This is a genomic window from Lactococcus hircilactis (assembly GCF_009601015.1).
Taxonomy (GTDB): domain Bacteria; phylum Bacillota; class Bacilli; order Lactobacillales; family Streptococcaceae; genus Lactococcus; species Lactococcus hircilactis.
The window spans coordinates 91,466-112,674 of sequence record NZ_WITJ01000012.1 but is presented as its reverse complement, the minus strand read 5'-3'; the positions used below and the strand labels follow the sequence as shown (position 1 = coordinate 112,674).

General features: G+C 39.1%; 21 protein-coding genes and 1 tRNA gene. 4 read left to right on the top strand and 18 right to left on the bottom strand.

Translation table 11 applies throughout. From position 1 onward, the window contains the following. Positions 1-10 precede the first annotated feature (10 nt). Positions 11-868: an SGNH/GDSL hydrolase family protein gene (locus tag GHI93_RS09485; protein ID WP_153496813.1), complete on the bottom strand. Its 858-nt coding sequence runs from the start codon at positions 866-868 to the stop codon at positions 11-13. Further along, entirely contained in the window at positions 861-1,697 is an 837-nt protein-coding gene (locus tag GHI93_RS09480) for a DegV family protein (RefSeq protein WP_153496812.1), read from the bottom strand. The genes GHI93_RS09485 and GHI93_RS09480 overlap by 8 nt, the downstream gene beginning before the upstream one ends. Before the next feature lie 405 nt (positions 1,698-2,102). Here GHI93_RS09480 and trhA point away from each other — a divergent pair, with 405 nt between their 5' ends. Beyond that, complete coding sequence (gene trhA / locus GHI93_RS09475) at positions 2,103-2,753, top strand: PAQR family membrane homeostasis protein TrhA (protein ID WP_153496811.1); 651 nt, start codon at positions 2,103-2,105, stop codon at positions 2,751-2,753. A 36-nt stretch (positions 2,754-2,789) separates the two neighbouring features. Here the strand turns inward: trhA and GHI93_RS09470 are convergent, their stop codons facing one another. Beyond that, on the bottom strand, positions 2,790-5,924 hold the full coding sequence (locus GHI93_RS09470) for a DNA polymerase III subunit alpha (RefSeq protein WP_153496810.1): 3,135 nt from the start codon (positions 5,922-5,924) through the stop codon (positions 2,790-2,792). A 157-nt stretch (positions 5,925-6,081) separates the two neighbouring features. On the opposite strand from GHI93_RS09470, the gene GHI93_RS09465 reads away from it, so the two are divergent. Both GHI93_RS09465 and GHI93_RS09460 read left to right on the top strand, forming a co-directional pair. Further along, positions 6,082-6,264 carry a DUF2929 family protein gene (locus tag GHI93_RS09465; protein WP_153496809.1) on the top strand — a complete coding sequence of 61 codons (183 nt, stop codon included), beginning with the start codon at positions 6,082-6,084 and terminating at the stop codon, positions 6,262-6,264. Between the two features lie 368 nt (positions 6,265-6,632). Continuing rightward, positions 6,633-7,496, top strand: a complete 864-nt coding sequence (locus GHI93_RS09460; protein ID WP_153496808.1) for a DUF1003 domain-containing protein — start codon at positions 6,633-6,635, stop codon at positions 7,494-7,496. Between the two features lie 79 nt (positions 7,497-7,575). Here GHI93_RS09460 and GHI93_RS09455 read toward each other — a convergent pair whose 3' ends face one another. Further along, positions 7,576-7,971 (bottom strand): hypothetical protein, encoded by a 396-nt coding sequence (locus GHI93_RS09455; protein WP_153496807.1) that lies wholly within the window; start codon positions 7,969-7,971, stop codon positions 7,576-7,578. Here GHI93_RS09455 and GHI93_RS09450 point away from each other — a divergent pair. Then, positions 7,970-8,413, top strand: coding sequence for a TetR/AcrR family transcriptional regulator (locus GHI93_RS09450; RefSeq protein WP_153496806.1), 444 nt, complete (start codon positions 7,970-7,972; stop codon positions 8,411-8,413). The genes GHI93_RS09455 and GHI93_RS09450 overlap by 2 nt on opposite strands. 68 nt (positions 8,414-8,481) lie before the next feature. On the opposite strand, the gene pyrG is transcribed toward GHI93_RS09450, so the two are convergent. From pyrG to cdaA, 14 genes are all read right to left on the bottom strand, one after another. Next, on the bottom strand, positions 8,482-10,098 hold the full coding sequence (gene pyrG / locus GHI93_RS09445; RefSeq protein WP_153496805.1) for a CTP synthase: 1,617 nt from the start codon (positions 10,096-10,098) through the stop codon (positions 8,482-8,484). Between the two features lie 254 nt (positions 10,099-10,352). Next, complete coding sequence (locus GHI93_RS09440) at positions 10,353-10,898, bottom strand: TIGR01440 family protein (protein WP_153496804.1); 546 nt, start codon at positions 10,896-10,898, stop codon at positions 10,353-10,355. Continuing rightward, positions 10,879-11,373, bottom strand: a complete 495-nt coding sequence (locus GHI93_RS09435) for an ECF transporter S component (RefSeq protein WP_153496803.1) — start codon at positions 11,371-11,373, stop codon at positions 10,879-10,881. The genes GHI93_RS09440 and GHI93_RS09435 overlap by 20 nt, the downstream gene beginning before the upstream one ends. Before the next feature lie 14 nt (positions 11,374-11,387). Then, complete coding sequence (locus GHI93_RS09430; RefSeq protein WP_153496802.1) at positions 11,388-12,218, bottom strand: pyridoxamine kinase; 831 nt, start codon at positions 12,216-12,218, stop codon at positions 11,388-11,390. Between the two features lie 23 nt (positions 12,219-12,241). Further along, positions 12,242-13,018, bottom strand: a complete 777-nt coding sequence (gene truA, locus GHI93_RS09425; protein WP_153496801.1) for a tRNA pseudouridine(38-40) synthase TruA — start codon at positions 13,016-13,018, stop codon at positions 12,242-12,244. A gap of 311 nt (positions 13,019-13,329) precedes the next feature. Continuing rightward, positions 13,330-13,403 (bottom strand) — tRNA-Arg (locus tag GHI93_RS09420). A gap of 109 nt (positions 13,404-13,512) precedes the next feature. Beyond that, a complete protein-coding gene (locus tag GHI93_RS09415; protein ID WP_153496800.1) occupies positions 13,513-14,976 on the bottom strand; it encodes an LCP family protein in 1,464 nt (487 codons plus the stop codon). Positions 14,977-15,068: 92 nt separating this feature from the next. Continuing rightward, the gene (gene tsaE, locus GHI93_RS09410) at positions 15,069-15,533 is read right to left on the bottom strand and encodes a tRNA (adenosine(37)-N6)-threonylcarbamoyltransferase complex ATPase subunit type 1 TsaE (RefSeq protein ID WP_415579469.1); all 465 of its coding nucleotides are present in this window, start codon (positions 15,531-15,533) and stop codon (positions 15,069-15,071) included. Positions 15,534-15,547: 14 nt separating this feature from the next. Beyond that, on the bottom strand, positions 15,548-16,132 hold the full coding sequence (locus GHI93_RS09405; protein WP_153496799.1) for a hypothetical protein: 585 nt from the start codon (positions 16,130-16,132) through the stop codon (positions 15,548-15,550). Positions 16,133-16,486: 354 nt separating this feature from the next. Next, positions 16,487-17,152 (bottom strand): beta-phosphoglucomutase, encoded by a 666-nt coding sequence (pgmB, locus tag GHI93_RS09400; protein ID WP_153496798.1) that lies wholly within the window; start codon positions 17,150-17,152, stop codon positions 16,487-16,489. 41 nt (positions 17,153-17,193) lie between these two features. Further along, on the bottom strand, positions 17,194-17,682 hold the full coding sequence (locus GHI93_RS09395; protein WP_153496797.1) for a PTS sugar transporter subunit IIA: 489 nt from the start codon (positions 17,680-17,682) through the stop codon (positions 17,194-17,196). A gap of 71 nt (positions 17,683-17,753) precedes the next feature. Next, the gene (glmM, locus tag GHI93_RS09390; RefSeq protein ID WP_153496796.1) at positions 17,754-19,118 is read right to left on the bottom strand and encodes a phosphoglucosamine mutase; all 1,365 of its coding nucleotides are present in this window, start codon (positions 19,116-19,118) and stop codon (positions 17,754-17,756) included. 122 nt (positions 19,119-19,240) lie between these two features. Then, entirely contained in the window at positions 19,241-20,197 is a 957-nt protein-coding gene (locus tag GHI93_RS09385; protein ID WP_153496795.1) for a CdaR family protein, read from the bottom strand. Continuing rightward, positions 20,194-21,033, bottom strand: coding sequence for a diadenylate cyclase CdaA (gene cdaA / locus GHI93_RS09380; RefSeq protein WP_153496794.1), 840 nt, complete (start codon positions 21,031-21,033; stop codon positions 20,194-20,196). Before cdaA ends, GHI93_RS09385 begins: the two co-directional genes overlap by 4 nt. Positions 21,034-21,209: the final 176 nt, after the last annotated feature.

Genomic DNA, 21,209 nt, shown 5'->3' with positions numbered 1-21,209 from the left:
TATGTCCTTATCATTTCGAATGATTTTCCTTTTCATAGGCCTTAAATACTGCATCTGCCATGATTTGGTAGCCTTTATTATTGGGATGAAAATGATCTCCAGCATAAAGGAGTTGATTGGTGACTTCGCTTTTTGATGTTGTTTTTCCTTTGACTTCTTCAATCGCTTCTTGCCCTTCATTTCCCTTGTATAAAAGTTGATTAATTGGGATAAAATACGCTTTTTTCTGAGCAAGAACGACGTGTTTGGTTGCATCGTTCCACTGATCAATGATGGTTTGCATCATGGTAATATTTGGAAAATTTAAGTAAAACGGATTGTAAATGCCTAAAACATAAATTTGTGCAGTCGGATTGACTTTTCTGATGTCCGCAAAGATTTTCTCACATCGCTTTTGATAAGCCAATGCGGGCTTTTTAAAATCTTTTTCAGTAAGGTTTGAAAGACGTGAAAAATTATCTTTTAACACGTGCATCACATCGTTTCCGCCCACTGTAATTGTGATGACATTTGCCGTTTTCAAGGCTTTTTTAAGATCCGCTTTGGTCGTCATTCGCGTATAAATCTGTCCACTGGTATCCCCCGCTTTTCCAAAATTTTGACTTTCAACCACATCACCACTTACGTTTTGAATCTGTTTTGCAAATAAAGGGACAAAGCCACCTTGAGCAGTCGCATCTCCCACACCTTCAGTCAATGAGTCTCCAAGCGCGACATATCGAATTTTTTGAGTTTTTAACATCGCAGTTTTATCTGACGTAAACTGGTCTTTTGCTTTTGGAATAGCAACCCACAATACAATAAAGATAAGCAAAATTGCCAGCAAAAAGCCAGCAAAATTCAGTAATATTTTTTTCATCTTATTCATAATTTATCATAATCGCCCACGCACCTGGTCCAGTATGCGTTGCTATGGTAGAATTTGTATCTAAAACAGAAATCGGTTTTTCAACAAATTTTTGAAGGGTTTCTTTTGCACGCCCCGCAAACTCCAGACTTTCTGCATGTGAGATTCCAATTTCTTTTATTTTTCGACCTGATTTTGAGATGGATTCGGATAAATCATCCAACCAGCGATGAAAGGTTTTAGTCCCGCGCCCTCTCACAATCGTCCCTAACTCATGATCTCTAAGGGTCCCGATCACTTTAACATTTAATAAAGCACCAAATAAGCCTGTCATTCTACTGACGCGTCCGCCTTTAACTAAATTTTCTAGCGTTGAAAATCCAATATAAAGTTCTGTATTTTCGCGTGTGTGTTGGATTGCTGAAAGAATTGCTTCTTTAGTTGCTCCATCTTTTGCCATCTGTGCCGCTTGGACCACTTGGAACTTAAGTCCTTGATCTGTGAAATCAGAATCGACAACGGTCACTGATTTTCCAGATAAAAGTCCACCTTGACGTGCCGCTTCTACTGTTCCTGATAAGATATCAGTCATGTGAATCGAAATGATCTCGTCTGCATTTACCGCCAATTCATCATACACTTCAGCAAACACTCCCACAGGAGGCTGACTTGTTTTTGGTAAATTTTTAGCATTTGCCATTTTAGACATGAATGTTTTAAACGTCAAATCCACATCAGAATACAAGACCCCGTCAATCATAATCGAAAGTGGCACAATGGTAATGTCGAGTGCCTGTGCGATTTCAGGTTCAATTGTAATTGACGAATCTGTCACAATTTTAATTGCCATAATTTCTCCAAACCAGTTTTTGTATTTAAGGTTGCTCATTATTCTCCAAAAATTCTTTTCGTTCATTTTTGAGGAAAAAACACTTTTTTTATTTTACGTGAACAAACCTTTGTATCAATAAAGTATCTTTGAAATGAAAACTAAAATTTCACTCAAAATACTCATTTCTTTTCTATACAATTTGTGATATTATATATTATATCAAATTTTTAGTTGGAAAGATGAAAAAAGAGGTCATGGATTAAAAAAGGATTTTATTTTTTATCATCTTTTGGGCTGATTGGTTTTTTAATGTTCTTTTATTTCAGTTGTGATAAAAATTGATGTAGGAACATTACAATCTGTTAATGGCTTTTAAGACGATAAAGAAACTTATTTTCATTGCAAAATGAAGAGTGAGGACACATGAAAAAAATAGAATCACGCAGTTATTTAATTTTAAATGAAATTTTCAATTCCATCACACACGGCATTGGATTAGGCTTAGCGATTGCAGGGCTTGTTTTACTTCTTGTTCGAGCTGCTCAAAGTGGCTCTGCAATGCAGGTCGTTTCAGCAAGTATTTATGGGGCCGCATTAATTTTACTCTTTTTATTTTCTACTTTGGCCCACAGTTTGCATTTTACTAAAGCAGTGAATGTTTTTCGTGTTTTTGATCATAGTGGAATTTATTTTTTAATTGCAGGAACTTACACGCCTTATTGTTTAGTGGCGGTTCGTGGGTGGTTAGGATGGACCATTTTCGGAGTCATTTGGGCTTGTGCGATTACTGGAATCACATTGACAGCGATTTATTTACCCAAATGGAATCGGGTTCCAAAATCTTCAACGGTGCTCTACGTTTTGATGGGGTGGATGATTTTACTTGCGATTTATCCGCTCTGGCAAACAATCTCACCACTTGACTTTTGGTTGCTCGTCTCTGGTGGTGTGGTTTACTCTTTGGGCGCACTCATTTATCACTTTAAGTTCCCGTTTGCCCACGTGATTTGGCATTTGTTCGTTTTAATCGCTGCCCTTTTGATGTGGTTTTCTGTTTATGGATTTATGGGATAAATTTAAAAAAGGAAGAACGAAGCTGTTCTTCCTTTTTTATTTGAATACTGCATTTTGAACATAACCTTCTAGTCTTTTGATGAGCATTTCGTTTTGATCGACGTAAGTGGTCGTTTGTTGTGTTGTTTTTCGATCTGAAAAGTGGAGAATCACTTGATGCTGTCCTGGAAATTCTTTTAAAATCTGGTGAAGTTTTGTATTTTTACTTGCATCTTTGAGATTGAGCCAGAGTTTGATGTCACTTTCTTGAGCAAGAGCGATGCGATCAGCAACCAGTTGTAATTGCTCGTTTCTTTCAGTGACTTTTCCTGTGATGAAATAAAAATTTCCCTTTTCTAGTTTAGTCTCATAATGACGATATGTTTCAGAAAACAGCGTGATGTCCATTTTATTTTGACTGTCTGAGCAGGTTAAAAATGCCATATTTTGTCCATTTTTTGCGCGATGAACTCTGATATAGAGTACCTCAACTAAAAGTGTGGCTCTGCTATTTTTTTGAAGCTGAGTCAATGGTGTAAAATTTCCTTGATAGATCTGAGCAAGACTTACAATAGGATGTGGTGTGATACCAACACCTAAAGTTGCTTTTTCAATCTCGTATTTTTGTGCTTGAGATAAATCTTTTGCTGCTTGGTAGCTGAATTTGAGCGGTGAATCTTTAAATAAATCAAATTGAATATTTTGGACATAATCCATGAGATTTGAAACATTAAATAAAAGTTTACCTCGGTTGGCATCCATTTGATCGAATAGCCCCACGCTTATGAGTGTTTTGAGGGTTTCTTCTTTTTGAAATTTTTCTGGACATGCTCTGATGAAGGCTTCTAAATTTTTAAATGGTCTATTTTCGACAATCCAATAGGCAAAATCTCGTTGGAGATTTTGAAGGTGCGAGAGTCCTAAGCTGATTTTGTTATTTTGAATGCGGTCGTGATATGGACTTTGATTGATGGACAATGGCTCAAGGGTCAAGCCGTGCGCTAAGGCATCCGTAATCATTTGTTCACGTTTGCGGTCTTTGAGTTGAACTTCATAAAATTCTGCTGGAAAATGGGCTTTAAAATATGCAATTTGAACTGCAAGGGCAGCATACGCATACGCGTGTGAGCGGTTGAACCCGTAATTTGCAAAACGTTCAATGAGGGCATAAATTTTTTGTGCTTGAGTTTCATCATGTCCGTTTTTCATGGCTCCTGCTAAAAATTCAGATTGGAGTTGTTCAAATTCATTTTCTTTTTTCTTTGAGATGGCGCGGCGAAGTAAATCTGCTTTTCCAAGAGAAAAACCTGCAAATTTTTGTGCGACTTGCATGATTTGTTCTTGATAAATCATAATACCATACGTTGGGGCGAGGATTTCTGTGAGTGAGGGGTCAATCGATTGAAAGGGTTCTTTTGTGTTGCGTCGGGCGACAAATTGTGGAATGAATTGACTAGGACCAGGTCTAAAAATCGAAGTGGCATCGACCAGATCATCAAATGTTGTCGGAGCAAGATTTTTTAAAAATCGTCGCATTTGAGGATTTTCAAATTGGAAAATGCCTTGAGTATCCCCTGCTCTAAATAACGCTAAGGTTTCAGAATCTTCAAGATCAATGTTCAGCGGATCAATGTCTATTTTTTGTTTGTCTAAAACAGCTTTTCGCATTTGCGCAAGCAAGGTCAGATTTCTCAAGCCTAAAAAATCAATTTTTAAAAGTCCTAATGCTTCGACATCGTGTGCTTCATACTGGGTCAAAAAGAGATCCTCAGAGGGTTTTAGAGGGACGTGGTTGATGAGTGAGTCGTCGCTTAAAACAACGCCTGAGGCGTGTGTAGAGGTTTGTCTAGGCATGCCTTCAATCCGTCTTGCACGCTCATAGACCTGGTGAAGTGTCGCATTTTTTAGAAGTTCTGATTTGAATTTTGGATTATGAAGGTATTCGTCTTCAAGAAATTCATTTTTTGGGGTCAACATTTTTGTCAGTCCCGTGATTTCGATTTCAGTCATTTTGAATGCTTTGGCACAATCTCTGAGTGCTTGGCGTTTTCCAAAAGTTGAAAATGTCACGATTTGTGCAACATGGTCACTTCCGTACTTGCGTTTCATGTAATCCAATAATTCGCTGCGCCGGTCATCGGGCATGTCAATGTCAATATCGGGCATGGCGACACGTTCTGGATTCAAAAAACGCTCAAAAATCAAAGCATTAGCGACTGGATCGACGTGCGTGATTTGTAAGGCGTATGCAACGAGTGATCCTGCTGCAGAGCCTCGTCCCATGCCACAATAGATGCCTTGTCTCTTAGCGTAAGCGAGTAAATCACCAACGATTAGAAAATAGTTGTCAAATCCCATTGTGTGAATGACGTTTAATTCATGTCTGAGCCGATCGCGATAGGTTGGACTTGTTTTTTTGCGCACGCTTAAGCCCTTTTCTGCCATTTTTTCAAGCAAAATTTGTGCATCTTGCGTTTTGTCAAACTGTGGTAAGTCCAGTTTTTCTGTCAGCGCATAGGAAATATTTTCTGTCAGTACTGACAGATTTTTTAGCGCTTGTGGAAAATTTTTTTGATAGAATTTTTCATAAACTTCAGGACGTAAAAGAAGCTCTTTATTGCTTTGTGTTTTTCCTTCTTCAAAAGTAGTGTTGTTTCTGATGGCGTGCAAAACCTCCAATGTGGCTTGATCGAAAGAGGCAAGATAGCGCACAGAATCAAAAGGAATAATGGGAAGCGTAAATGTAGTTTTTGGGCTCGTTTGATGCGTGATTCCAACGTAGAGTTCTGCTTGATTTTTTAATTCTGTCAGTGCTGACAGATCGCCATAAGCTTCTGGAATAACGATTGCAAGACCTGATAAGTAAGCTTTTATGGCTGAAAATTGCGTGTGTCCCTCGTTATATAAAGTCGAGATTCGTAAGAGATTTTTATATCCTGTCGTATTTTTTGCAATGAAGGCCATCGACATGGGAAAATCAAAAAGTTCAAATGCAAGCTCAATCGCAATCACTGCACGAAGCTGTTTTTCTTTTGCCATTTGGATAAAGCGATAGGCGGCGTGAAGATTTCCATTATCACACATGCCAATCGTTTGATAGCCCATCTGTGCTGCTGTTTTGATATAATCTGATACTCTAACCATGCTGTCTAAAAAGCTATATTCTGTTTTGGTATTAAGTGGGACGAACATAAAACTCCTTTCTCTTTTCTTTTTTCACCCTGTTTCTTCTTCTATTATACTTGATTTTTCAAAAAGATGGGAAATTTTTATTTTGCTAGAAATTGATATTTTGATCAATTTGTATTATACTGGACAGTGAAATATATTTAATGAAAGAGGCGTAAAAATGAAACTTATTGTTGCACTTTTTTGGTCAGCTGTGATTGGTGAGGTCGCTGGATATATCATGACAGCTTTAGCCGGCGTTGCTGATAATACTGTTTGGACGCTTGCTGTTTCCTTAATCTTTGGCGTTTTTGTCTATGTCATCTCAAAAATTGGGTTACTCAATCCCGCAAAAGAAAAATAAAAAAACCTGTCAGCACTGACGGAAAATTTTTTCCTTTACTGACAGGTTTTTTTCATTTATTTTCATTTTGCAATTTTTGAGACTTGAAAATTTTCAAAAACACGTTATAATATAAGAGGACTGTATTGATCTAAAACAATACACTAAATCATCAAACGAAAGGAGAGTGCTTCAGTTTTGAATAGCGACACCCCTATACCCCCGAACGCAGATTTTTATTATAATACTTACATTATCGCTGAACAAGACAAAAAGCACGCTCTTGTTCGCTAATCTGTAAAAAGAATTTTGCACACGTGCACTCTTTTAGCGCACTCTTATTTGTGCAACAATTTTTTTGAGCAATTCATTCTGAAGCCATATTTCACATGGCTCCACTTGCATCAAATAAAGTCATCTGTTTAGTTAATGGACGCATTCATCGCGTTTCTGGTGGCGATTATCTGGAGAATCTTGATCCAAGTTTACAAAGAGTAATCAAGCGAGATTATCCCAATTGTGATTCACACAGTTTCATTTGTAATGAACATCAAGTTAAGTTCCGTTTGGAAGTTTTGGACACGCTTTTCCATTTGGATTTGCAAAAAAACTTTACCGTAAATGATCGATTGAACGAAGAACTTGAAAAGGCAAATTTTGAAATCCATGACGTTGAAGAGCAACTCGAAGCCCAAGAAACATGGGGTGAAAAAGCCGCAGACAAGGTCACAGAATTTGTAGGATCTTGGAATTTCATTCTCATATACACTGGGATTCTTTTGGTGTGGATGTTTTTAAATGTCACTGGACTTTTTTTTGGTCTTGAGTGGGATAAATACCCGTTCATTTTGTTGAATTTATTTTTATCTGTCACTGCTGCGATGCAAGCACCACTCATCATGATGAGTCAAAATCGTGCTGCTGATCATGATCGATTGACCGCAAAAAATGACTTTCAAACCAATATCAAATCTGAAAAAGGTGTGGCTGCATTGCATGAAAAATTAGATCATCTCATGATGGACGATCAGACGTCAAACATGCAAATCCAAAAGATCCAAACCGAAATGCTGGGCGATATCCAGATCTTACTTAATGAAGTCTATCAACAAAATCAAGACATTCGTGATCGACTCGATGATGTCGAAGATCAGTTGGATGATTTCGAAGAAACGTTGGATAACATCGAAGAAAATACCGACGACGATGATGAAGAGCAAACAAATTTAGCTCATGAAAATTCACCCGTTTAAATTAAAAAAAACAAAATCGTGCTGATGTGCACCTCAAACGTCTGATTTTTGAGGGTCATATCAAAATGATTTTGTTTTTTTAATACTCTGGAACTTCTTCTTGTCCTTTTGCTACTTTGATCATTTGATCTGACAGGGGTTTTTCTTTCATGAGGAGAGCTAAGCAAAAACTGATCAGCATCAGAGGAATAAGGGCTAAAAACGTGCGGCCAAAATTTTGTGCGAGCGGGATGGCATGAAGATTTTTTCTTGCAAAATCTGCTAAAAGTCCCGAAAAAATCACACTTCCAAAACTTCCTCCCAAAGATTTAAAGAAATTCAGTGCGCCTGTTGCCGCACCGATATTGTCAAAACTCACAGCATTTTGTCCTGCGACAAGTGCGACTTGAATGATTGCGCCTTGTCCCGCGCCTGAAATGAATAAAGCAAGTGCTACAACTACTACTGAGCTGTGAGAAGTGAGTGTACTCATCATGATGGCACTCCCTCCAATCAATACTGCACAAATTGCTGAGGTGTGTGGGATTGCTAAAAAAACGTTGTTTCAATACATTAAATCAAAAGAAGCCCTCATTTTTGTCAATGATCGTGAGTTGCTTGATCAGCTCTTGTCAGCGCTGACAGCGTGGAATTCTCCTTGGGAGGACTTCCAAAAATGGGTATTAACCGTATCATTGGATGAAGATGAGACACGTTTTTTATCGCTTCCACAATTGATTGACACAAGCGAGACGTTAAAACGGCGCCTTCTTGAAATGTGGCAAACGTATGAACTTGAAATCGCCCAATCCTTAACAGACCAAAAAAAATGCGCAGCGCTTGATTCAAAAATTCTAGCCAATAAAATGGTGCTTGTCTTTCGCTTGAGTTTTGAAAAAATAGCACCGCTCAAAACCATTCTTAAGCAACTCAAATAAGTCCTTTTTCCACCAAACAGCTTAAAAATAATGGCAAAAAAATTTCTGTCAGTACTGACAGAAATTTTTTAGGCTTGATTTTCACGTGCTTCTAATGATGCTTTGACAAATGCTGCGTACAATTCTTCAGGACGATTTGGACGGGATTGTAATTCTGGATGATACTGACAGGCCACAAAGAATTTTTTGTCAGAGAGCTCCACAATTTCAACTAAGCGATTGTCAGGACTGACACCAGAGAAGGTAAATCCTGCAGCTTCAAATTGATCACGGAATTTATTATTGAATTCATAACGATGACGATGACGGCGTTGGACAACTTCTGCATTGTGATAAGCGTGTGCTGCTTTAGAATCCGCTTTTAGTTTTGCTGGATAAAGTCCTAAACGAAGTGTGCCACCCATTTCTTCGACGTCCACTTGATCGCGCATGATATCAATGACTGGATAAGCTGTCTCTGGATCCAATTCAAACGAATTCGCTTTCTCAAGTCCTAACACGTGACGTGCAAATTCGATAGCAGTCAGTTGCATTCCTAGGCAAACGCCTAAAAATGGGACATCATTTTCACGCGCGTATTTGATTGCAGAAATTTTTCCTTCTGTTCCGCGATGGCCAAATCCTCCAGGGACAATAATCCCATCTGCGTGTTCAAGACGGTGCACCACATTATCCTCATTGAGCTCATTTGCATTGACCCAATCAACGTCCACCTCAGCATCCAATGGAAATCCACCGTGTTTCAGTGCTTCAACGACCGAAATATACGCATCTGGAACTTCGATATATTTTCCAACCATTGCGATATTCACCCGCTTTTTCAGATGCATGACGCGATCTACCATCTCTGACCATTGCGTCATGTCTGCTTTTGGTGCATTGATTTTGAGATGATTACACACCACTTGATCCATGCCTTGGGCTTGTAGGTTCAATGGGATCTGGTAAAGATGATCCACATCAACCGACTGAATGACTGCTTCAGGAGCAACATCACAGAACATTGCAACTTTATTGCGCATCTCCGTTGTCACAGGAACTTCTGTACGCAGCACAAGCATATTTGCTTGGATTCCAAATTCACGCAGTGTTTTTGTCGCATTTTGAGCTACTTTTGTTTTTAATTCGCCAGCAGCACGCAAATTCAAAATTGGCACAGTATGAATATACATCACGTTTTCTGCACCCATGTCCATGCGCATTTGGCGGATGGCTTCAATCATTGCCATCCCTTCCATATCACCGACTGTTCCACCGATTTCTGTGATGATGACATCTGCATCCGTCGCTGTTGCAGCACGTGTAATCTTTTCTTTAATCACATTCGTGACGTGCGGAACCATCTGTACCGTCGCACCAAGATATTCTCCTTTGCGCTCTTTTTGAAGAATCTCGCTATATACTTTTCCAGATGAGACAGAAGAATATTTATTCAAATTAATATCAATAAAACGCTCGTAATGTCCCAAATCCAAATCTGTTTCAGCGCCGTCATTAGTGACAAAAACTTCACCATGTTGGTAAGGACTCATCGTTCCTGGATCAATATTAAGATAGGGATCGAACTTTTGAACCGCAATTTTTAGTCCTCGGTTTTTCAACAAACGTCCAAGTGACGCTGCTACAATTCCTTTTCCCATTGATGACGTTCCACCACCTGTGACGAAAATATACTTCGTTGCCATTTCTTCTCCTTATTTCTGTTGATTCACTTGACTTTAACTGATCTGGGAAAATAAAAATAAGCTCCCCCGATGGGGAGCTTTCTTGAATTTCTGATTTTATTTATAATAAAACCAGTGCCCGAACTTAATTATATGTGATTTTTAACAATTTGTCAAGTTTCAAAATTTCTTAATCGCGTTTGAGGTAAAAATCAGATCAAAAATCACGCACCATCAGCGCTGCACTGATGAAACTCACCCCCAACGCATCCTTTTTATGCTTTATAGCTCGCGCGTTCCCCACCAATCAGCTTAGGACGGGTCGTAAGTGCAGTGACGTGCGCCGCACCAAGCGTCTTGATGTTTGGACGGATTGGAATTTGGACGTGTTTAATGTGCATCCCAATCGCAGTATCCCCAATATCAAGTCCCGCGTGAGCTGTAATGTGTTCGATTTCAACAGGATGTTCAAATAAGTGATAGGCTGCAACTTGTCCACTGCCTCCTGCATGGAGTTTAGGAATCACACTTACAATTTCAGCTTGACTCTTTTGTGCAAAACTTGATTCGACAAGTAGCGCGCGGTTGAGATGTTCACACGCTTGAACCGCAAGATCAATTCCTTGTTTTTTGAGCGTTCGATAAATCACACCAACAATGACTTCTCCAATTTCAGCAGAAGAATTGTGACCAATCACACCACCATTGACCTCACTTGAAGAAAGACCTAAAACAAAGACCTGCCCTGCTTTTATGCCTGACTTTTCGATGACGTCATCAATGATGAACTGTGTTTCTGATTCAATTATTTTTAAATCCATGTGCGATTCCTGTTCTTTCTAATAGTTTTGAAAACATTGTTCCCAATACATAGCCCAATGTCGTTTGAATGAGATTTGGAATGTTTGTGAGCGGATTAATTGCTGCCACAAAACCATACAATACCCACGTCGCCAAAAAGTAGCCGCCCACCATTGTCAGTGCTGACAAAAGGTAATTGAGCCAGATTTTTTTTGTCAGTGCGCCAAAATAACCTTGAAAACCATGAATGAGCAAGGAAAAAAACATCCATTGTGGAAAACCGCTCGTCAGATCGGCCAAAAATGCCGCAAGCCCCCCAACAATTGCACCTTCTTTTTTTCCAAACGTCAGCGCAACTGTAAAAATGCCTGCATCAAGTAAGGTCACATAGCCATTCACTGCTGGAATGGGAATTTGTACGAACCGTCCAACGACGTATGTAGCAGCGGATAATAATCCTAAAATCGCAATGCTTCGGGTGGAGTATTTTTGCATTCTTTTTTCCTTTATTAAAATTTCTTACTGGCAAGAACCTGTTCAAATTCAACGCCGTAGCGTTTGTCATTACTGACAGGTGTCGCCAAAATTGATGAAACAACAAAATCAACTGCCGTTTTAGCCGCGTCAAGCGTCGATTGTCCACGTAACAACTCAGCACTCAAAACGGAGCCAAAAATATCTCCTGTGCCATGATAAGCCCCTTTAATTTCTTGAGCCATGTAACACTCAGAATGATTCGGATGATTTTTTGTACTGACAGCAATACCAATTTGATCCTCGTGCGTTTTCACACCAGTCAGAACAATCGTTTTAGCCCCTTTTTCGTGCAATTTATTCAAGAGCGTTTCAATCAACGCCGCATCATGAAGTCCTGTTGGATATGGAGTATCTGTCAGCAAACACGCTTCTGTGATATTAGGGGTCAGAACATCCGCATAAGCGACTAATTCTCCCATTTTTTTCACAAAATTTCGATCAAAAACACTGTATAATTCTCCATTATCAGCCATGACAGGATCAATAATGATCAGATTTTCTTTAGTTTTATAGGTTTTGATCAATGTTTTAAGCACATCAATCTGCTCAGCAGAAGCCATAAAACCACTATAAATACCATCAAATTTCAAATCCAGTGGTTGCCATGCGGTCATGATTTGCTTCATTTCATCAGTCAAATCAAGATACGTAAATCCTGTAAATCCACCCGTGTGCGTTGATAAAAGTGCTGTTGGCAATACGCGTGTTTCCAGCCCAAAATGGCTCAAAATGGGTAATGCTACCGTCAAACTGCAGCGTCCCACACATGAAATGTCGTGGACTGCTAAAATATTTTTCGTCAAAATAAATCCCCCTCAGTTAAAATTCACTCGTTTTGAATCTTAACACTGCTTTGATTCTCAAGATAAATCACTTCTTTTAAAATCAGTCCTTCTGGTGCGGCAGTTGGTCCTGCAAATTTGCGATTTTTACTCTCCAAAATCTTTGTAATTTGTGACACGGGCATGCGATCATTGCCGATTTTAATCAATGTCCCCACCATATTTCGCACTTGCTTATAGAGAAATCCGTTGCCACGAAAAACAAATTTAACATTTTCGTCATCAATGACAATCAGTTCAGCTTGTGAAATGGTTCTTATTTTATCTTCGACAGAAGATCCACTCGCTGTAAATCCTGTAAAATCATGCGTTCCACTCAGGAGTTGAAGAGCTAAACGGATTTTTTCTAAATCAAGAGCATATCGAAAATGCGCACGATAAAGTCTGTGAAACGGACTTCTCACTTTTGAATGCTCAAGATAATATTCATAAACTTTTTCATGCGGTGCAAATCGCGCATGCCAGTCTGCTGAAACACTGGTGACATGAGTGACAGCGATATCTGCCGGCGTTTGTGTATCCAGTGCAAAGCGCAACCGCTCACAATCAAAATCCTCAGATAAATCAAAATGAATCACTTGAGCCAATGCGTGAACGCCAGCATCTGTACGTCCAGATCCTTGTACAATCACTGGTTCATGCGCATTGAGTCGTGTCAACACTTTTTCAATTTCACCTTGAATCGTTCGCGTGTGATGTTGCGTTTGGAATCCCGCAAAAGCTGTACCATCGTAGGCAATCAATGCTTTATATCTTGTCATGTTTTATATTATACCAAAAAAAAATCCAAATGACCTTTTCATTTTTTTAACGCATTTTTTAGAAAATCAAAAGCAGTTCTTTTTAAGGGCTAAAACAGTACAAAAAAAGCCTTGCTACGAAGGCAAGGCGAGGTTTGGCACCATGATTCAGGGGGGATATTCTCAAATTTTAAAGCGTTGAAAAAAATTAGCGATAATATTAAAAAATATTTAGCGAAATAAATAGTAAGTGATTTGGCACAAATTTGGCACAAAAGCAAAAAACAGTACAAAAAAGCCTTGCTACGAAGGCAAGGCGAGGTTTGGCACCATGATTCAGGGGGGATTCGAACCCTCGACCGTTCGCTTAGAAGGCGAATGCTCTATCCAGCTGAGCTACTGAACCAACTTTTTTTGTCAGTACTGACAAAAAGTCAAAAAAATTTCTGTCAGTACTGACAGAAATCGTCAAGCCCAACAGAAATTATTCTACCATAATTTAATTCATTTTTCAATTATTGACCTGGATATTTTGTCCCATCTGGATAAAGTGTGCCATTTTCATAGACGTAATTCCCGTTTTTGTAATAGACAGTATAGCCTTTACGCGATGTATAAACGCCCTGTGTCGTCGTTGCAGTCAATCCATCTGGAAGCTCGCTTGTACTGCTTTGATTTGTCTGTGCAGCTGCACCACTTGATGAAGAGGATGCACTTGTGCTCGAATTTGAACTTGTTTCTGCTGCTGTTAATCCTTCTCCTGTCACTGCTGACACATATTTCCCAGAATTTTGTGCATTGAGTGTCACGAGTTGACCATCTGTTGCAACACCATAAATGGTTTGTTTTCCTTTTTCAGTCACTGTCGCTGAGGGAAGAAAATAATCTGATGTAGATCCAAAGTAAGATTCAAGTGTCACTAAATCAGGATTCAAGCTGGTTTCTGCTGATTCACCAAGCGAGAGTCGCATCGCATTTTGGAAGGCCAAATAAGTATTTTCAGAGAAAAACTCATAAGATCCGCCATTGACCATCTGACCATTTCCGATGGATTGAATCGATACAATTTTCTTAAAGCAATCTTTATAGCTCAACAAATAAGACAAGGTTGAGTTGGTGATGGGAATATTTGTCTTAAAATCTTTTGCTGCTTCATTGAGTAATTTTTGATATTGTGTCACATTGTCCAAAGCCAAAAGTTTCTTCATGAGTTGCGAAATCACCTCACGCTGCGCTGCTTGCCGTCCATAATCTCCATCTGCACGGTGATGACGGTCGCGTGAATAAACCAAGGCTTGCTCCCCATTGAGGTGCTGATTTCCAGGTTTTACAACGGCTGTATATTCTGGTTCTGTATCTGAAATATAGATGTCTCCAGGATGAATCGCTGGTTTTTCATAAGATACAATATTTTTAGGATCGTTATATACATCAATTCCACCGACTGCATTGACTAAATTAATGATGCCATCAAAATTGATCGTAAAAAAGTTATCAATCGGAATTCCAGCTTGTGATCCAATCGTTTTCATCGAATACCCAACAGCCGTTTCAAGTCCTTTGCCTGAAGCATCGCCCGCATTAAAACCCATCGGATAAGCGGCATTCATTTTTTGTTTTGACACAATTTTTCCGCTTGCATCCATAATGTTTGTCATGGTATCGCGTTCCATTGAGACCATTGTCGTGGTATTGGTTTTGGGATTCAACGTCATTACAATTTGTGAATCCGAGTTTCCATTCCAACTATCCGCTGTGCCGCGCCCTGCACCTCCCGTATCCACTCCCAATAAAACGATGGTTAAAGGTTTTGTTGCTTTGAGTACCTCTGTGGTGTTTTTATTTCCAACATTGGTATAAGTGGATTTGAGTGCGTTTACAGTTGAATTTGATACTGTAAACAAATAAGCTGCAGCTGCTGCAACAGTCAGTAAAACAATTGCTCCTGTCATCAGGAGAGATTTCATCCATAGCTTCATATTAGAATTATACCAAAATTTTATCAATTAACAATATCAAAACGATAAAAAATATTAATTTCATATATCAAAACCTAAAATAAAAAAGGCATTTAAGCCTTATTATCCTGCATGAGCACCCATTTTTGATACCGTTTTCCATGTGGAATCACACGGAGCTCGCGCTTTCCATCTGCATCAAAACCATCCACATACTTATCAAAAATAATTTCCAGATAATCTTGTGGTAAATCTTTTCCTAAAAGCTCCCCCCACTCAATCACAGAAACGCCTTGACCAAATAAATAATCATCCATATCAAAGGAATCTGGATCATCACCTACCCGATAAACATCCATGTGATAAAGCGGCAAACGTCCTTCATATTCGCGTACAATTGTATAAGTCGGGCTTTTGATCATTTGATGAATGTCAAGTCCCAATGCAAATCCCTTCACAAAAGTTGTTTTTCCTGCACCAAGCTCTCCAGTAAGGACAATAATGTCACCAGCTTGACACGCTCTTGCTAAGTGTTCTGCGTATTTGAGCATCTGTGCTTCATTAAATTTCATAATCAATCCTTTTCTTTTTTTTAAGAATGTCTGCGTCTGCGTCGTTTGTCTGACGTTTGTGTTCGTTTAAGCTCCTGAGATGCAGGGGTTATCGAAAGTGTCGTAGGTGTTTCTGATTTTTGCGTTCCGACTTTTTTTCTGAGGTGTTTCAAAAATGCCAGAATTCCCCCAACGATGGTCACCACAGCAGATAAGCTGGACAAAATGATTGGAATCAGATTTGTCTGATTGGGTTTTGAGCTGTTATTGACCGTTTCTTTGATCACAGTTGTTGAGGAAGCAGGAGAATTACGATTTTGATCACTTTTTGTGCTGTCATTAGCAATAGGTGCTGTATTTTCTTGTGCGGTCGTACTTGTCTGTGTTCCTGCATTTTTTTGAGCACTTGATGTTTGTTCAGAATTTGAAGATTCAGAAGTTTTCTCACCTGAATTTGTAGCATCCGTGCCATTTTGATTGGTTTTATTTTGAGTTGCTGCAGTTTGAGCACTGCTATTTTGTGTGGTTGGCGTTGAACTTGCATTTGTTGTGGCTTGATCTGCAAAACCGACCGTACTACTACTTAAAAGGAGGATTAAACTACTCCATGATATTAATTTTTTCATTATTCTATTATAAAGACTTAAACTTAACCTATTCTTGTTTTGAAATGAATCAAACATTATACTTTTCCACACTCCTCTTAAACTGGGCGTAATGGGCGTAATAGAAAAACCGTGATGATACATGGTCCGGATTCTTTTGCTTTTTGATTTCCTTTCCTTCTCTATTATAAACACTTTGAAAATGATTTTCAAACACTTGCGTTCTAAAAAAGTTCAAAAGCATGACAAATGACTTTTTGTCAGTACTGACAGAAAAAAATTGTCTTTGATTGACTCATTTTACACCGTTAAAAAGCGAAAATGAGCACAAGGACAATTTTTTTATCATTAATTCATCACGAGATGCGCCAATTTTTAAGCGCGTTTTTCTTCCCATACCTTTTTTAAAAATTCAAACGTATAATGTGAAGTATCAGAAACGACAACAATATCCGTCCCCAAATCCTCAGGACGTCCCACACCAATGGGTAAAGCGCCAGAAGCTTTGATGGCTTGTATGCCAGCTTGTGAGTCCTCAAGACCAATGGCTTCAGCGCCAGATACTCCGACAGCTTGTGCTGCTGCAATGAAAATATCAGGTGCTGGTTTTGATGCCGCCACTAAAGCTGGATCTGCAATCGCATCAAAATAAGACGTGAGCGCCATGCGTTCAAGTAAAAATGGCCCATTTTTTGAGGCAGAAGCCAGTGCAATTTTAATGCCATTTGCTCGTAAATCATTCAATAATTGTAAAATTCCAGGATAGACATCTGCTGGAGATACTTCTTGAATCATTTGCACGTATTGATCATTTTTACGCTTTGCAAGCGCCTCAAATTCCTGATCTGACACGGTTTTGTTTCCTAGTGCCAATATTTTTTTCAACGAGTCTTCTCGCGAAACCCCTTTGAGTTGCTCATTAAATACGCGATCAACGCCGTCAATCCCAATGGATTGGGCAAGGGCTTGCCATGCTCGAAAATGGTATTCTGCGGTGTCTGTAATGACGCCATCAAGATCAAATAATACAGCTTTAAACATATGGATTCTCTCTTTATCTAAAAAATTTTAAAACCTTTATTTCAACGACTGACACTTACCTCACCAATTGCATTTCCTGCAAGGCTTGGGCCATAATCGACCTCAAAACGCTCCAATTTTCCCACTCGATTGGTAAAAATAATCATGCTAGTTTGTTCTAATTGGGCTTTTGAAACTTTTGCCCAATCAACTTCTCCACACTTTTGACCGCCTTCAAGTACATCTCCGACTTTGACCGTCAAATGAAAAGCATCTTCTGATAAATCCACTGTATCAATCCCCAAATGGAGTAAAACCTCAAGTCCGTCAGCTCTGACAAACCCAATCGCATGCGCTTGAAGTACAGTGACTTTTCCAGAAACAGGTGCGAAAACTTCGCTACTTACTGGTTGAATGGCAATCCCATCTCCCAATACTTTTTGTGAAAAAATGGGATCTGAAACTTTTTCTATTTCAAAAACTTCCCCATCAAAAGGCGCATAAAGTCCGTTATCTACTTTGATTACTTTTCTTTTCCCTAATCCAAACATTATTTTCCTTCTCGTTTTGATTACACTTATTTTAGCATTTTATTTGAGTCATATCAATCAAAAATGTAGTTTTAAAATGATTTTATTCCAATTTCTTCTTCGACAACCTGAGCAATCGTATCAACGACCTCATTGACCATTTCAAGCGTTGGTGCTTCAGCCATGACCCGCAAAAGTGGCTCTGTTCCAGAAGGGCGCACAAGAATACGTCCTTGTCCCTTCATTTTATTTTCCATCTCAGAAATAACAGCTTTAATCGCAGGAACATCCATAGCACCGTCTTTTGCAGCATTATTTGCCACTCTGATATTTGTTAATTTTTGTGGATAAATCGTCACTTCACGCGCAAGTTCTGAGAGCGATTTTCCAGTATCTCGTAAAACTTTTAAGAGCTGGATGGCAGAAAGTTGTCCATCTCCTGTTGTATTATAATCAAGAAAAATCATGTGTCCAGATTGTTCTCCACCAAAATTATAATGGTTTTTCTTCATTTCTTCGACCACATAACGATCCCCAACAGCAGTCACAATAGCATTTATCCCTTGTGCTTCTAATCCTAAATGAAAACCAAGATTTGACATGACTGTCGTCACGACTGTATTTTGGGCTAATTTTCCTTGATTTTTCAAATATTTACTGACAATAAACATGATTTTATCGCCATCGACAATCGTGCCATTTTCATCTGCGGCAATCAACCGGTCCGCATCCCCATCAAATGCCAATCCAATCGCAGCACCGTTTTCAACGACAGCTTGCGCCATCGCTTCTGGATGCGTTGAACCAACATGGACATTGATGTTTAATCCATCTGGATTCTCCCCAATCACCTTAAGTTCTGCATTTAAATCCGCAAATACTGCACGCGCACTGGTATAAGATGCTCCATTTGCACAATCCAAAACGACTTTAAATCCTTCAAAATCTCCGTCTGCTGTGCTTTTTAAGAAAGATTGGTACTTTCTTACCCCTTCGATATAATCATGTAAAATGCCCAACCCAGCAGCAGATGGCCGTGGCAATGTATCTTTTGGCGCATCAATCAAAGCTTCAATTTCAAGTTCTTTTGAATCTTCAAGTTTATACCCATCTCCCCCAAAGAATTTGATGCCATTATCAAGTGCGGGATTATGACTGGCCGAAATCATGACACCTGCTGATGCACCATCTTTTTTCACAAGATATGCCACACCAGGTGTTGCAATAACGCCCAAATCATACACTTCGATTCCGACGGAAAGCAGACCAGAAATCAAGCTCGTCGCAAGCATTTGACCAGAAATCCGTGTGTCACGCGCAACATACACTTTTGGCGTTTTTGTTTCATGTTGACTTAAGACATATCCACCAAACCGCCCTAATTTAAATGCCATTTCTGGTGTTAATTCCACATTTGCTTCGCCACGGACTCCGTCCGTTCCAAAATATTTACCCATTGTTTTTTAATCTCCATGATTTATGATTCATTTTTTGTCATAAACTTTAATCGTTTTGTGATTTTTTAAAACGCTCTTTTAGTGTATCACTGCTGTCGCTTTTTATCAACTTTTAACTCAAATTATTTTTTCACTTTCGGTGTCAATGTGACTTCAATCGTGTTTGGATAGACCGTCACACCTTGTGCTTTAAGTGAAACTTTGACTTTTTTACTTTCTTTAATGCCAGTCATATCGACAGTTGCAACAACGTCTGAAATTTTATCTAGCGCTGCTTTTTCACCAAAAATCTTTACGTTATCACTTGCAAGACTTGTCTCCATCCCACTGAGTGATGGATCTAATGTTCCGGTTAAATTCACTCGAATCGGGACTTCTTTAGAAAGGCGTTTAACATAAACTTTCATTCGAATGTTTGCTGGTGAAATCTGCGCAGGCAATGTTTTTCCTTTTTCATCAACCGCGCGAAGGGCGACTTTTCCATTAAAATTATTGGTCAAAAGCGCATCACTTGGCAAATCTGCTTCGATCGCGTGAATTTTCGTGATGCTTTGTTTTCCTGCAGTCACATTCACGGATTGCTCTGAGAGTTCAATAGAACTCACCGTGTACCCTGTCGGAATTTGACTTTTATCAACTTTTGGAACGACATTAAACTCTTGAGCGGCTTTTTGCTCGATGGTGACTTCAATGGTTGAAGGAACGATATCTGCTTTAACACCACTCGGAAGAGCTTCTACTTTGATTGGATAAGCATTTGTTCCTTCAGATGCATGATTTAAATCAATGGATAAATAAAAATTTCTCGTGTCTTCACTCGTCTCGTTTGTGATTTGAAGCCGATTATAACCTGACAAATGCACGGTTGCAGCTGAGGTTGAAGTAGAGACGAAATATTTATTACTGTCATATTTTAACTCTATTGGAACATTTGTGACGGTCGCAGTATATACTGAATTTCCACTCGTGTTTCCATCATTTCTGACTGCTGTCGCATTTGCATTGAAAAAGAGGACAATGGCAAAAAAAACCGATGTAAGAATATAAAAGAATTTGGATGTGAAAAATTTATTCCTCATTTTTTCTCCCCCTTCTCTTTTTTGAGGTGTGGATTATTCAAAACAGCAACTAAAAAGTCATGGAAACGCTCCTTTGAAAGGTCTGCAAAAAATTCGCCATTATGTGCCACAGAAATGCCACCCGTTTCTTCTGAAACAACAATAATTAAAGCATCAGAGACTTCTGAAAGTCCAATTGCTGCACGATGTCTTGTCCCAAACTGTTTTGAAATTCCTGCACGTTCTGTCAACGGAAGATAGGCACTGGTTACTGCGATTTTGTCTCCTTGAACGATGACCGCGCCATCGTGAAGTGGAGTATTGGGAATAAAAATATTGATGATTAATTCGCTCGTGATATCTGCATCCAGCTTTATCCCCGTTGAGACAAATTCAGCAAGGGTTTGAGATTGTTCTATCGCAATCAATGCACCGATTTTTCGCTCACTCATATAGGCAAACGATTTTTCGTAAGCTGAGAGATGCCCATCCAAACTTCCTTTTTTGGTTGGTGTAAATAGGGCGGTTGTCCTTCCCAAACTCTCTAAAGCACGCCTGATTTCTGGTTGAAAAATGATCACACAAGCAATGGCGCCATACGTGATGACTTGATTTAGCAACCACTCAACGGTGGTCAATCCAGCAAAACCAGCGAGCACCTTGATGAAAAGAAAGATGATCACGCCGCGCACCAAAGTCATCAACTTCGTCCCTTGGACATAACGAATCCCCATGTATAAAAAGAAGCTGACAATCGCAATATCAACGACAGCAATAGCAAGTCGTGCGGGAGATTCATTTAATTCAAAAATTTTATGCCAAAAATTAGGGTCAAAAAATTGATTTAAATCGTTCAAATTTTCCCCTCCTTCAGTTTTTTGTTTCTTCATTTATTATACCAAAATTACGATCTAAGTGCTGACTAGGTGAATAGGATTCCAAATTTCCCGCAATTTTGAAACCGTTTTATTAATTGATGTACTGCGCGTTTTACAAATTCTGTCAGTACTGACAAAAAAATAGATCCTTCAGA